We start from the raw sequence: 13828 nt of genomic DNA, 5'->3' as shown, positions 1-13828 counted from the left end.
CCGCGAAAATGGACTTCAAAGTCTGGCGTGTACTCCCGATTCTTCAACAACTTGCTATTGACCATGAAGGTCTTGGGCTGAGGGAAGTACACCACGACGTTTGGATTCGCTTCCAAGTGAAAGCAATAGTCTTTCTCCAGCATCGACTCCACCAACACCATTTGATATCTCCGATGGCAGGGCTCAACAAATGACTTGGTAGACGGAAACTTGAAGATGTTTTTAACAGCGGAAGCCTTGATCTTCCGAGCGGGTTTTCGGCGCATAAGAGTACCTCCCGGCATTGAGCAATAATGCCGAATCCGTGAATTTTGGGCGCAACCACGCAATCCACTCTCGGCTCAAAGCTGGATCGCAGACACGAGCCAACCTCGACGGATGTCGATTAGCGGCAGTATTCGGGGCTTGCTCTTGACGGGACAGCAGGGAGGGGAGATACTTCTAGGCACCACACCGTAGGTATCGCCTACACCTAAAGCCCGATAGCAAGCAATTGTTGTCGGGTTTTTTGTTTCTAAGTCATTGAATCACCTCAGCTTTATAGAAGCTCAGATCCTCGTAGCAGCCTGTTTTTCCTTCCTTTAACCCAAGCTCAACGGCAATTTTGTGGCTCTCGCCACGCAACGCTTTCCGGCTCCCGTTCAGCACCTGATACACCAATGCCTGCGAATAGCCTCTCTCTTTGGCCCAGCCACTGATGCTGAGGCCGCGCTCGGCAAACTCCTGCTTGACCTCTTCGGGTGATTTCATGGGATTCAACTAAACTCTCAATTGATACATTTATGACAATATTATACAGTTACAAACACTTTTCAATATGTTTGTACTAACCGATAGATGGGAGCCTACGTTAATGGGTTTGGACAGGAAACGTTTCGGGCAAGCTCTCAGTTCGGAGCGTAAACGCCTGAATCTACAGGTGAACGATGTAGCAGATGCCTGCGAAATTAAGCCTGGTACTCAGTATTTGTATGAACAGGGCAAGCGGGCACCCAATGCCGACTACCTGGATAAGCTATTTGAGCTGGGTTTTCGTCCGCATGTCTTACTGCCAAACGCCACGCTGGCAAATGATCAATGTGACATCCAACACCTTCGAGAAGCCTTCATCCAAGCAGACCAGGATTGTAGAGATAAAGAAGGCCGACTCCTGGATTTGGAGCACAGGCTCAGTCGGTTTTTGGATTTGTTAACCGAAATTCAATCTCCCAGCAAACAAGCTGCACAGAAATGACCGTGTTCCGCCACCTTTTATCATTAATACTCTTTGGTCGGCTCCGGTCTCTGATCAAGCTTCATGCTTCTTTCAAGGCGCTTAACCAGATCACCTCGCAAAACGACTACAATGATTTTGCAGCGAAAACCTGCTTCAATGAATTTCAAAGACATGAAGAAACACTACTGTACGGAACCATACTTTCTGCCGCCCAGCGAGAAAAACAGAACTTACTCTTCCAGAAGCTTCCCAATGACAGCCTGGTGCACTGTTTGTTTGTTGGTCGGTACATACACAAGGATGGTCAAGCTGTCCGGCACTCGGTTCTTGAAACCGTTCTTTTTTTGTTTGGTTGCGTAGTGTTACTAACAGCCACCGCAGCCGCCATTAGAATTGGATTGGATGTCGCACTATTATCGGTACCACTTGCAACAAAGCTAGGATTCATATTGACGCTGTTTGCGGTGCTTGTATTTCCGACATACCACCTGATCGGCCGCTACCTAGCCCCTGCATATACCTATTTAAAATACTTTCATAAACTCTAGAGTCATTCGTGGATCGATCACTTCAAGCCGAACTTGTGGAAAGGCTTTTTTCTTCTCTCTCCGACATCATTCTAGTAGCACAAGATATCCGAGAGCTTGCATTAGAAGAGATGGATTCCTATCCAGTTTATGTACCCACAATAGGCACATCCGAAGAAGAACATAGATCAAGTGTTGCCAGACTGGCAGCAATCGACAGCATGACCCAAATTTTCAGGGCAAACAGAGATGATAAAATCCTTACGGCTGGCATCCTGTGCACTTCAGATCAACTTGCCAGAAAATTCGAAGTTTTCAACAATGCAAAAAACACCTTCGTTCACTTAACCACAAAAGCCCAACGCATTTATGGTGTGTCGAATAGCTCCACACCAGGACGGTTTATATCAACATTGCTCCGCAATGAACTGAAGCAAGGGACACAAAGATCTTTGTTTGATCTCGCGACACGTGAACAGATTATTTACAACCAGATCGATCTCCAAGCATGCCGCTGCATGATTCGTGTTTTACCAAAAGACATGGACGTATTTAGCTGGACCTGGTCAAGCTCACACAAGCGGATAACCAAAGTCACACGGTCAGACGCCCTAAAACTGGCTAAAAATCTTACCGACGAGGAAAAAGAATCTGCCCTCGAAGCCCTGGCGCTATGCTCTGACAATGAATTTGCAAAGGTAACTCCCCTGAAGGAGCAGCTCCGGGCAAACTATGCCTATTTTGAAGATGGCGTTCGAATACCGAAATCGACGCCCTTATCCGGTGTTGTCGTTTTGCCACAGAAAAACCTGCCACGACTGCAATGGCGACAGCCGCCATCACAGCGCGAGCATGTCGAACCCCGTATTCAACGCGAATCCAGCATACACGATGAACCTTTCATTGCTGAAATAGGCCTGCACCGCTATCGATAAATAGCCAGCCGTTCAAGAAAGATCTGATTCGAAGACAAAATCACAAAACAAGAAGAATGGCGCATTGCTGTCAGAAAAATGGGTTCTATAGCCGTCAGGATCTAAGATTATGATCGTTTTCCCCGCTGTATTTCTTCTGACATCAAGAAATGTCCGCAGTGCATAAGCCTCTTGGCTATGGGGGCCAATCTTGCTCAAGCCATCAATAAGCAAGAGGTCGCTATCAATGGACTCCAAGGGCAGGCCAATTGCTGTCTCCGAATCCAAGGTCATAATCTGCACGCGGTCACACCGTTCATTTCCAAGCTTCTCTAACAACGCAATAACTTGATGACGGTTTTCAGCTTCGACAACTAGCGCGACACAACCGGAATACAGGCCATCGCGCAATAGGTCGAGTATTCGCTCTAGCGAAATCGGGATCATGGATTACCAAGGTTTGACATAGAGTTAATCAAATTCAGGGCGAGGCATATGCACATCCTACCTAAAGTCTTGAAGATGTTATGACCCGCAGTATGTCAAAGTATCCAAAAGTATTCTTCTGAAAACTAATTTATTATGTGGTGGCTAAATTTGATGCCGCTTTTTATCAGACAGTTCCGCGGAGCATCATCACAAGTGCAAGTTCTTCGTAAAAGTTTGAAAAAGTTCTTTACCTTCCCAAGTTCAACATCCCTTTACGACATACATTTGAATTCTATATTCAACCATGACACGAAAGGACCGACCATCCTATAACGAGTTATTCCTAGTTAAAAACATTCTTCAATTAATGCTCTGTATTCCAGAATCATGCTGCCCTCAGGAACTCCTCCCCAAACCAACCAATGAAGGAGATCGTCTAACATGTCCATAGCGCTCTCTGACAGCATGTAATCTGAAACTTTATATGCATCATGGTGAGCTCCTACTGGCTGTAAATGGTCTAGTCGAAGAATAGATTCGTTCGCACCATTTATAGGCAGCTTATCCCAATGAAACTGGGGGTACTCGCAGTGCCGTACTCGTTCGGTAAATGCCTCGCTATAACCAGCTCGCTTGCCGTTTTGATCAACTCCATAGTAAGGAGCAACCAAAAATGTGGGAGCAGTGGCATGGTTAGGCTTTCCTTGTGTTAAAGCCTTATCGACCAAAGACTTTTCTGTACCGAAAACCAAACATGGTCTTTTTTTCGCCCTATAAGCCGCCCACACCTCTTTATCATGAAGAGTCATTGCCGCGACTGGTAGGTTCGTTTGCTTCAATGGCTGATTTACTTTAAGAGGGGTAACCAAAACTTCTGCAGCTTCATGCTCGGTAGCCACTTTCCGCCCAACAGGTTCGAATGTATACGGAATTTGATCTACGTGTGGTATGAACGCAAAAACAATCGCCCCCCGACAAATTTTTCCGCTTTCATTTTTTTCCCACCAAGGATCAGGTTGAATAATAGATTGGAGAGAATCGTCAGGAAACATCTTCGCCTTTCCTTGTTTTTGATTTCCAAACATCAGGAGAAAATTTAACTGTCAACTTCTTACTTGAGAAATCATCGCCAGCCAAACTTTCAAGCCATTTGACGCCTTCAATAAAAACGTCATCATGGCGAGGTTCTTCAACCGGAGAAACAAGCTTAGGTTTATTTGCTTTGCGTTTTTGGAATTCTTCTCGCAGCGTAGACATTTTCTCTTTGAACTTTTTTTGCTTTTTATTCGAGAGCGACTCGATTCTCAACTTCGGAGAATCTGATTCCCCATCCATTTGTTCACATGCCAATGAGAAATCTAAATGCTCATTTGGTGCAGCATGAATCATTGGTGGTGTCTTATAGACATAATCCAATAACGAGGGGGTATCTTTTAAATACTTATGAATATCTCGATCAAGGCGCAGGGTTATAGCAGCAGGAAGAGAGCCTTTCTTATCGGCCAATAAGCGCTCATTACGCAAATTCCAGCGATGCCAGTCTTCATCACCATAATCGCTCTCAAACGATTGCTTATTTGCCATTATCGCGACTAGCGCAGGTTCGACACGTGAATGTACGGTTTGCGACCAAGGACCAAAGTTGTAGAATGTCCAATCTACGCCAGTGAACGTTTCGCCCTGATTTCTTCTGGCGTAAAACATGTCAGCCAAGTAGACATATTTAATCAAATGAATTGGGCCGAGTTGTTGATTAAAAAAATCATCCTCCTCCCCGGCCACTAGCAGGGCATACTGGATAACCAAATCAATCTTGTTTATATCCGCAGCCATAGTTATAAGGTTGTAACATCCGATCGCAATTTCAAGTCAAACCGCCAGCGCCTAGCTTCTATATATGAGCCTAGCACTACAAAAGTCCAATTATATGTTTTGACCATGCATTTACTGCGCCCAAAGCCTCAGAATCGTAGTTATAGTGGGCCTCAGTAACATAATTGGCATTGGCTGCATGTCTTATCACCTGCTTGATGACCTCTGCGACTACATGACCTCGCTAGGCCTACCGAGGTCATGTAGTCGCCAAATTTAGGACGGGGATGCGTGATAGTTGGCACTTACATACCGGCAAGCCTCATCCATTCGACCAGAAACCTACCACAATGCAGCCATCTCTTCCTGATCCAGTACCCGGCAGCGAGACAATCACTTATGACGGCGATGTCCCGACGGGGTGGCGGATTTTATCACTTCGCGCTCTAAAAGCCATTTAAACCGTATAGACAAGTGTGCTCTCAGGCGGCTGGATTCGCAGGGGGCCTTGGGTGCGACCTTGCCTAGCAGCAGCTCCACTAAATCACGGCAGCGAACGTCTTTGGCCAGCTGTTTCCTTATTCAAGGATCGCGAACGGCTCCAGGGAGCTAGCAGCCAGATAAGAGAGGGATAAATATTGGCTGAGAAACAATATACAGGGCCCTCTTAATCGGCATGTCGATGGTTTAACCTCGTCCGAGCACACGACTTCTAAGTCTCTTGCATCCCCAAAAAACCCCGGCAAATCGAGTTTGGCGGGGCTTTTGTTCAAACTTATGTGCTTATTTGTTCAAGCTTATGTCGAACTGTTCAACTTTATGTACTAATTTACAGGCCCTCACACCACCGCCAGATTCCCTTTCGTCTCCAACCATTCCTTACGATCCCCCGCCCGCTTCTTCGCCAGCAACAGATCCATAGCCTCGTTGGTGTCGTCACCCGGCTCCACCACCAACTGCACCAAACGGCGGGTGTCCGGGGTCATGGTGGTTTCCCGCAATTGCATGGGGTTCATTTCGCCCAAGCCTTTAAAGCGGGTGACCTGAATGTTGCCGCGCTTTTTCTCGGCTTTGATGCGATCCAGAATGCCCTGCTTTTCATCTTCATCCAAGGCGTAATACACGTCCTTCGCCACGTCGATGCGATACAGGGGCGGCATGGCCACATAGACATGGCCGGCCAGCACCAGCGGGCGGAAATGGCGCACGAACAGCGCACACAACAACGTGGCGATGTGCAAACCGTCGGAGTCCGCATCGGCGAGGATGCACACTTTGTTGTAACGCAGGTTGCTCAGATCGTCGGAGCCGGGCTCCAGCCCAATGGCCACGGAAATGTCGTGCACCTCCTGCGATGCCAGTATCTCGGCCGAATCCACTTCCCAGGTATTCAGAATTTTTCCACGCAGGGGCATCACGGCCTGGAATTCACGATCCCGGGCCTGCTTGGCGGAACCACCGGCGGAGTCACCTTCCACCAGGAACAGTTCGGCGCGTTCGGAATCCTGGCCGGAGCAGTCCGCCAGTTTGCCGGGCAAGGCCGGGCCGGCGGTGACTTTTTTACGCACCACTTTTTTGCTGGCGCGCATGCGTTTTTGCGCATTGCTGATGGCCAGGTCCGCCAGGGCATCGCCTTCGGCCGTGTGCTGATGCAGCCATAAACTGAAGGCGTCTTTCACCACGCCAGAGACAAAGGCCGCGGTCTGGCGGGAGGACAGTTTCTCTTTGGTTTGCCCGGCGAATTGCGGGTCCTGCATTTTCACCGATAGCACATAGGTGCACTTGTCCCACACGTCGTCGGCAGCCAGCTTCACGCCCCGCGGCAACAGGTTGCGGTTTTCGCAATATTCGCGCATGGCTTCCAGCAAGCCAGTACGCAAACCGTTCACATGGGTGCCACCCTGGGCAGTGGGGATCAGGTTAACGTAGCTTTCGGTGATCAGCTCACCCCCTTCCGGCAGCCACTGCACCGCCCAGTCCACCGCTTCGGTGTCGGCGCTCATCACGCCCACAAAGGGCTCTTCCGGCAACAGGGCCCAGCCCCGGTTGGCCGTCAGCAAATAATCCTTCAGGCCATCCTGATAATGCCACTCCTGGGTTTCACCGCTGTTTTCATCGGTGAACTTTACGTGCAGGCCGGGGCACAGTACGGCTTTGGCCCGCAACAGATGCGCCAGGCGGGAGACGGAATACTTCGGCGAATCAAAGTACTTCGGGTCCGGCAGAAAACGCAGGGACGTGCCGGTGTTGCGCTTGCCGCAGGTGTCGATGATTTCCAGATCGGAGGCTTTGTCACCGTCCTTGAAACCCATGCGATAGACATTGCCATCACGGCGGATGGTCACCTCCAGCATGGTGGACAGCGCGTTCACCACCGACACCCCCACCCCGTGCAAGCCGCCGGAGAACTGGTAGTTTTTGTTGGAAAACTTGCCACCGGCATGCAGGGTACACAGAATCACTTCCACCCCGGGAATGCCTTTCTCCGGATGGATGTCCACCGGCATACCGCGACCGTCGTCCACCACTTCCAGGGAGCCGTCTTTGTACAGGGTCACTTCGATTTTGCTGGCATGCCCCGCCAGCGCTTCGTCCACGCTGTTGTCGATGACTTCCTGGGCCAAATGGTTGGGGCGGGTGGTATCGGTGTACATGCCGGGGCGTTTGCGCACCGGGTCCAACCCACTGAGGACTTCTATGGATTCGGAGGTATAGTTGTTCTCTGCCATAAAATTCGGTTATTCCGATGTGATGTTGAAAAAGGAAAAAATGGCGGGCAGGTGCCGCTCAAAATGATCAAAGCCATGGGAGCCACCGGGCTCCACCGTCTGTTGGCTGGCGGCAAATTTCTCTACGCCCTGCCGGTAGTCCAGCACTTCGTCTGCGGTTTGCGTCAACAGAAAGTAACGTTGCGGCCGGGTGATCACCGGCACGTCCAATTGCCGCAAAACGTCAATGTGCTGTTCCGTAAATTCGTAACGCTCACCAGTATACAGGTTCTCGTTGATGCCCAGATAATCCTTCAGCAGTTCATAGGGGCGGATGGCCGGGTTTACCAGCACCAGTGGCAGGTCGTAATGCTCCGCCAGCCAGGTGCCGTAAAAGCCGCCCATGGAACTGCCCACCAGGCCCACCGGCTGCGGTAAACAGGCTTCCACCGCTGACTTGAGGATGTCGATGGAACGCTGCGGATCATAGGGCAGGCCCGGCACATGGAGTTGCACCCCGGGCATGGACGCCACGGCCTCGCCCAGAATACGGGCCTTGGCCGATTGGGGGGAACTGTTGAAACCGTGAATGTAGAACAGATGAAAGGGTGTGGGCATGGGGCTCAGGTTAATAGCCTTTGACGCTGTAATCCACCACAAAATCCACACCGGTAACGCGGGAGACACCGCTGTCGAGGGAGCCATCGGCATTGAGGTCGATCCAGCGATAGCCCGGGCTTTCCTTGTCCACGGCAAAATCCTGGCTCTTGGGCAGGAACTGCACACAGGTGGACGGCACTGACATCAGCTTCACGCCCTTGCGTTCGGTCTCGAACACCTGATGTACATGGCCCCAGATGATGGAACGCACATTACTGAACTGGTCCACCACTTTGAAGAACTCCGCGGCATTGCCCACGATCTGCTGATCCAGCCAGGCACTGCCCACAGGCACCGGCTGGTGATGCAGGGCGATCAACACATGCTTACCCTGGGAGGCCTGCAGGGATTTTTCCAGAAAGCGCAATTCAGAATCGGCGAAGTTGCCGGGCACTTTGCCGCGAATGGTGGAATCCAGCATGATGACCTGCCAGCCACCCACGTCGATGACACAGGGGCTCATGCGCTTGGCCGCCTGATGGTTGGCCATGATGTCAGTGAGGTCGTGGTTGCCGGGCAGCCAATAAACCGGACTGGTAAACGATGCCATCCACTGATGGAATCGAGCGTAAGACTCGCTGCTGCCGTCCTGGGAGAGGTCACCGGTGGCCAGCACCAAGTCGATGGCGGGCTGCTCTTCCTTGATCAGGTCCATCACCAAAGACAGGCTCTGCTCGGTGTTGAGACCCAACAACTTACCCTCTGTACTTTTGAACAGATGGCAATCCGAGAGCTGAATGATGCGAATTGATGGTTGGGTAGTAGTGCTAACCAAAGGTCAATCCATTCTATTTGTCATTAGGTAGTTATAAACCACGGATGCCGCTCCGGCCATATAAAGGCGGCATTCTGATCAGTATAACGGGTTTTCACTGGTGCGGCAGGTTCCATCGCAACAAAATCGACTCCAACTCCCTGTGAATTTTCACATTTTTTGAGTCTGTGCGCCCCTTCACACTTATACTTTGACCAGCGCTCGGCCGGACCTGAGACAGAATTCAAGCCATTCACCCAGAAAGGCATTGAGCTGGGCTTTTTCGTCGGGCTGGAACATTTTCTCGTTGGGATAGGCGTAGTTTTGACGAATATAGCGGTTGCGCTGAAATGAGAGGACCTCAGCCATTTGCGCATCATGATATAGCCGCACCGTCAGCATGGGTTTGGGCACCCAATCGTCCAGCATGGACTCCTGGGCCAGCGCCACGGTGGTGGTGTATTTGCTGCGCTCGACAATATGAATACTGACCTGCTTCAGCTCTTCGCTGTTGGCATCCACCCCAAAACACCACTCCTCCCGCTCCTCCAGCTCCGGCAACAGACGCATGATGCGATGGTAATTGATCTCGCAATTACTCATCAGCTGGCTGAGATTAGGTGTGTAGTTTTTTTTGGGGTTCATGCAACCGCTACTGCCACTTTTCCTGTAAACGCTGGTAATTCATCTGCAGCCACTGCAGGGCGATAATGGTGGATGCATTGTTGATGTAGTTCTCCTGCAGGATATGCCAGGCCTCTTCCCGGGAAAACACCTGCACCCAAATGTCTTCCCCTTCTTCCGCCAAGCCGTGCACCCCGCCCACACCAGTGGAATCGATGCCCCCGCAATAGAGGAAGAGCTTTTCATTGGAGCCGCCGGGGCTGGGGTAATATTCGTAAATATACTCCAACGCCAGCACATCACTGCCGGATTCCTCGACGGCTTCCCGGTGGACCACATCCTCCGGGGTTTCACCCGGTTCCAGAATACCGGCCACCAACTCCAGCTGCCAGGGCCCCTCGTTGCCTTCCAAGGCGCCGATGCGGAACTGCTCCAGCAACACCACACAGTCCTTGTAGGGGTCATACAACAACACCCCGACGGACGGGCCCCGGTCAAAGCATTCCCGGGTCAGCAGCTTGCACCAGCCCCCTTCAATCAGCCGATGACGCAGTTGGTAGCGTTGCATCTTGAAAAAGCCGTCGTAGACCAGCTTTTTCTCCACCACTTCCACGTCTTCATGACCAAAGCAGGGACCTTCCTTTCGATCCATGAAATCACCTTCTGCCTGTTTTTTAGCACCTCTATAAGGCTAGCCAGTATAGCGGCCTGCGACAACGCCAACCCCGGCACTATTTTTGTGCCTTTCGGGTTGACATCATATTTTCTTATAGATTTCAGCACCTTGCGCTTTGAACTCGCGGGATTTCTCGAGCATGCCCTGCTCCGCCTCGCGGGCTTCTGCCGTATTCGCCTCCTGGCTGGCGGCAAATTCGCGTACATCCTGGGTGATTTTCATGGAGCAGAACTTGGGGCCACACATGGAGCAGAAGTGGGCCACCTTGTGGGCTTCCTTGGGCAGGGTCTCATCGTGGTAGGCCTTGGCGGTGTCCGGGTCCAGCGCCAGGGCAAACTGGTCGGCCCAGCGGAACTCAAACCGCGCCTTGGACATGGCGTTGTCACGGATCTGGGCACCCGGGTGGCCTTTGGCCAGGTCCGCCGCGTGGGCAGCAATCTTGTAGGTGATCAGGCCTTCCTTCACATCCGCCTTGTTGGGCAGACCCAGGTGCTCCTTGGGAGTGACGTAGCACAGCATGGCGGTGCCGTACCAACCGATCATGGCCGCACCGATGCCGGAGGTGATGTGGTCATAGCCCGGGGCGATGTCCGTGGTCAGGGGGCCCAGGGTATAGAACGGCGCTTCGCTGCAATGTTTGAGCTGCTCTTCCATGTTTTCCTTGATCATGTGCATGGGCACATGGCCGGGGCCTTCGATCATCACCTGGGCGCCATGCTCCCAGGCTTTATGGGTCAGCTCACCCAGGGTGCGCAGCTCGCCAAACTGGGCTTCGTCGTTGGCATCCTGTATGGAGCCCGGGCGCAAGCCATCCCCCAGGGAGAAGGTCACGTCGTAGGCGGTCATGATCTCGCAGATTTCATCGAAATGGGTGTAGAGGAAGTTCTCTTTGTGGTGCGCCAGACACCACTTGGCCAGAATCGATCCACCCCGGGACACGATGCCGGTCAGGCGGTTGGCAGTGAGCGGCACGTAACGCAGCAGCACACCGGCGTGAATGGTGAAGTAATCCACCCCCTGTTCCGCCTGCTCAATCAGGGTATCGCGGAAAATATCCCAGGTCAGCTCTTCGGGTACGCCGTCCACTTTCTCCAGTGCCTGGTAGATAGGCACCGTACCGATGGGCACCGGTGAATTGCGCACAATCCATTCCCGGGTTTCGTGGATGTTCTTGCCGGTGGACAGATCCATCACCGTATCCGCACCCCAGCGGGTGGCCCAGGTCATCTTCGCTACCTCTTCCTCGATGGAGGAAGACAGCGCCGAGTTGCCGATGTTGGCGTTCACTTTCACCAGGAAGTTACGCCCCAGGATTGCGGGCTCTAGCTCCAGGTGATTGATGTTGGCGGGGATAACGGCACGGCCACGGGCCACTTCCTGACGCACAAATTCGGGGGTGATCTCATCGGGGATCTTGGCACCGAAGGGCTGGCCCGGGTGCTGCTGATGCAGAACCCCGTTGGCGCGGGCATCCTGCAGCTTCATGTTCTCCCGAATGGCCACGAACTCCATCTCATCGGTGATGATGCCCTGGCGGGCGTAGTGCATCTGGCTGACGTTGGCTCCGGGCTTGGCGCGCATGGGTTTGCGGATATGATCAAAGCGCAGATTGGCCAACATGGGATCGTTCTTGCGGCGCTGACCGTAGGCGGACGTCAGTTCATCCAGCTCCGCCACGTCACCACGGCGCTGCAACCAACCCTGGCGAATGGGGGCCAAGCCCTGGCGCACGTCGATCACGGCCTCGGGGTCGGTGTAGGGGCCGGAGGTATCGTACACATACACCGGCGGGTTCTTCTCACCGCCAAAATCGGTGGGCGTATCGCTCAGGGAAATCTCGCGCATTGGGACCCGCACATCGGACTGACTGCCCTGGACATAGACTTTACGGGAATTGGGAAACGGCTGAATGGAAGCCTCATCGACCTTGGCTTTCTGGCTGAGAAAATCGTCTGAATACGCGCTCATGGTAATCTCTGTCGTTATGAATGGAGATAAAAAGCCCCGGATTGGTCGGGGTATTCTCCATATGAAATGATCGGGTGTTACACCCGTAAACCGGAAAGGCAACTATAACCAGTGCGCCAGACGGCAGCAACCGCGTAAGGACTCAGGGGCTAGGAAATCTGCTGACAGATGAGGCCAAACAGACGATCCATGGCCCCGCGATTTTCCTCAACAACGTATTTACCCCGCTTGGATAAGGCGTAACGGGTTTCCTCATCCTGAAACAGAGCCTCCACCGCCTGCCCCAACCCCAAGGGCGTGGTGACGGTTTTCAACACCTCCAGCTCGGAGAGCATCTGTGCCACCACCTGGAAATTGAACACATGGGGCCCGGTCAACGCCGGCACCCCCATGGCCAGGGCCTCGAGCATGTTATGCCCACCCACCGGCACCAGGCTGCCACCGATAAACGCCACATCCGAAGCCCCCAGCAGCGTCAGCAGCTGCCCCATGGTATCCCCCAGAATGACATCGGTATCCGCCTGCACCGGCTCCTGCTTGCTGATGCGGCTCAGACTCAAACCACGGGCCACCACCAGATTGGCCACATCCTCGAAGCGCTCCGGATGACGGGGCACAATGACCAGCAGGGCATCCGGCACCTTGCTGCGCAGATAAAAAAACGCGTCCAGCACCTGTTCGTCCTCCCCCTCATGAGTGCTGGCGGCAATGAAGACCTTGCGCTGGCCACCCCACTGCGCCCTCAGCGCCCGCGCCTCGGTGACGGTGTCGGGCTTGATGTCCAGGTCGAACTTGACAGTACCGGTCACCTGCAGGTTGCCGGGCGGCAGCCCCATTTCCACAAAACGCTCACCATCCGCATCGGACTGCGCTGCAATCAGGGACACCTCCCGCATCATGGGGCGAAACAGCGGCAACACCTTGCGATAGCCGTTGGCGGACTTCTCTGACAGGCGGGCATTGGCCACAATAATGGGCACCCCCCGCTGCCGGGTATAGTGAATCATGTTGGGCCACAGCTCGGTCTCCATGATGACCAGCAGCTTGGGATTGAAGCGCTGCAGAAACCGGGTGAGCGCATCCGGCAGATCGTAGGGCAGATAGACATGGTGCACCCGCCCCGTCGCCAGCGGTTGCGGATACGCTTGCAGAACGCGCTCAGACCCGGTGGGGGTCATGGTGGTAATCACACAGGGGGTGTCAGGATACGTAGCCAGAATGCGGTCGATCAACGGTTTGGCGGCCAGAAACTCCCCTACCGAGACGGTATGGAACCAGAGGGAACCTTGCAGGGGTTTGCCGGGCGGATACAGCCCAAAGCGCTCACGGATACGATGGCGATAGGCCGGATTCTTCCTGACCCGCCGCTGCAGGCGCAGCAGCAGGAGCGGAATGGCGAGGTAGAACGCGAGGGTGTAGAGCCAGCGGGTTAGCAAAAGCGTATTCCAATCATTAGACGGCAACAGAAAGTTGAGTGTCGTAGACAATATAGTACAGAGATTGCAGCTGTTCTATATACCCTCGAAATGCCAACGCATAA

General features: G+C 53.0%; 14 protein-coding genes and 1 pseudogene. 3 read left to right on the top strand and 12 right to left on the bottom strand.

All coding sequences use genetic code 11. The annotated features are described in order from the left end of the window. Together D9N14_RS03420 and D9N14_RS03415 are read right to left on the bottom strand one after the other, a co-directional pair. Positions 1 to 266 (bottom strand): annotated as a pseudogene (locus D9N14_RS03420) (hypothetical protein); the annotation flags it as partial. A 253-nt stretch (positions 267 to 519) separates the two neighbouring features. After that, positions 520 to 750 carry a DNA-binding protein gene (locus D9N14_RS03415; RefSeq protein ID WP_041485979.1) on the bottom strand — a complete coding sequence of 77 codons (231 nt, stop codon included), beginning with the start codon at positions 748 to 750 and terminating at the stop codon, positions 520 to 522. Between the two features lie 103 nt (positions 751 to 853). On the opposite strand from D9N14_RS03415, the gene D9N14_RS03410 reads away from it, so the two are divergent. Genes D9N14_RS03410 through D9N14_RS03400 form a run of 3 tightly spaced genes read left to right on the top strand, consistent with a single transcriptional unit; the run spans position 854 to position 2678 of the window. Then, positions 854 to 1234 (top strand): helix-turn-helix domain-containing protein, encoded by a 381-nt coding sequence (locus D9N14_RS03410; protein WP_050983747.1) that lies wholly within the window; start codon positions 854 to 856, stop codon positions 1232 to 1234. Next, positions 1231 to 1764: a hypothetical protein gene (locus D9N14_RS03405; RefSeq protein ID WP_290576920.1), complete on the top strand. Its 534-nt coding sequence runs from the start codon at positions 1231 to 1233 to the stop codon at positions 1762 to 1764. The genes D9N14_RS03410 and D9N14_RS03405 overlap by 4 nt, the downstream gene beginning before the upstream one ends. Before the next feature lie 8 nt (positions 1765 to 1772). Continuing rightward, positions 1773 to 2678, top strand: coding sequence for a hypothetical protein (locus tag D9N14_RS03400; RefSeq protein ID WP_290576918.1), 906 nt, complete (start codon positions 1773 to 1775; stop codon positions 2676 to 2678). Positions 2679 to 2690: 12 nt separating this feature from the next. Here the strand turns inward: D9N14_RS03400 and D9N14_RS03395 are convergent, their stop codons facing one another. From D9N14_RS03395 to waaA, 10 genes are all read right to left on the bottom strand, one after another. Continuing rightward, on the bottom strand, positions 2691 to 3104 hold the full coding sequence (locus D9N14_RS03395) for a hypothetical protein (RefSeq protein WP_290576916.1): 414 nt from the start codon (positions 3102 to 3104) through the stop codon (positions 2691 to 2693). A 329-nt stretch (positions 3105 to 3433) separates the two neighbouring features. Beyond that, positions 3434 to 4138: a hypothetical protein gene (locus D9N14_RS03390; protein ID WP_290576914.1), complete on the bottom strand. Its 705-nt coding sequence runs from the start codon at positions 4136 to 4138 to the stop codon at positions 3434 to 3436. Then, complete coding sequence (locus tag D9N14_RS03385; RefSeq protein ID WP_290576912.1) at positions 4128 to 4919, bottom strand: hypothetical protein; 792 nt, start codon at positions 4917 to 4919, stop codon at positions 4128 to 4130. The genes D9N14_RS03390 and D9N14_RS03385 overlap by 11 nt, the downstream gene beginning before the upstream one ends. Positions 4920 to 5737: 818 nt before the next feature. Further along, positions 5738 to 7627 (bottom strand): DNA topoisomerase IV subunit B, encoded by a 1890-nt coding sequence (gene parE / locus D9N14_RS03380; RefSeq protein ID WP_290576910.1) that lies wholly within the window; start codon positions 7625 to 7627, stop codon positions 5738 to 5740. A 9-nt stretch (positions 7628 to 7636) separates the two neighbouring features. Next, the gene (locus D9N14_RS03375; protein WP_290576908.1) at positions 7637 to 8224 is read right to left on the bottom strand and encodes a YqiA/YcfP family alpha/beta fold hydrolase; all 588 of its coding nucleotides are present in this window, start codon (positions 8222 to 8224) and stop codon (positions 7637 to 7639) included. 10 nt (positions 8225 to 8234) lie between these two features. Beyond that, positions 8235 to 9041: a 3',5'-cyclic-AMP phosphodiesterase gene (gene cpdA / locus D9N14_RS03370; RefSeq protein ID WP_290576906.1), complete on the bottom strand. Its 807-nt coding sequence runs from the start codon at positions 9039 to 9041 to the stop codon at positions 8235 to 8237. A gap of 183 nt (positions 9042 to 9224) precedes the next feature. Continuing rightward, a complete protein-coding gene (locus D9N14_RS03365) occupies positions 9225 to 9665 on the bottom strand; it encodes a DUF1249 domain-containing protein (protein WP_290576904.1) in 441 nt (146 codons plus the stop codon). A 7-nt stretch (positions 9666 to 9672) separates the two neighbouring features. Then, entirely contained in the window at positions 9673 to 10296 is a 624-nt protein-coding gene (locus tag D9N14_RS03360) for an NUDIX domain-containing protein (RefSeq protein ID WP_290576902.1), read from the bottom strand. Between the two features lie 105 nt (positions 10297 to 10401). Beyond that, entirely contained in the window at positions 10402 to 12288 is a 1887-nt protein-coding gene (thiC, locus tag D9N14_RS03355) for a phosphomethylpyrimidine synthase ThiC (protein WP_290576900.1), read from the bottom strand. Positions 12289 to 12437: 149 nt separating this feature from the next. Continuing rightward, positions 12438 to 13724 (bottom strand): lipid IV(A) 3-deoxy-D-manno-octulosonic acid transferase, encoded by a 1287-nt coding sequence (waaA, locus tag D9N14_RS03350; protein ID WP_290576898.1) that lies wholly within the window; start codon positions 13722 to 13724, stop codon positions 12438 to 12440. Between the last annotated feature and the right edge of the window lie 104 nt (positions 13725 to 13828).

Source organism: Ketobacter sp., assembly GCF_003671495.1.
GTDB lineage: Bacteria > Pseudomonadota > Gammaproteobacteria > Pseudomonadales > Ketobacteraceae > Ketobacter.
The sequence above is the reverse complement of the archived record's forward strand: the minus strand, read 5'-3'. Positions and strand labels throughout refer to the sequence as shown.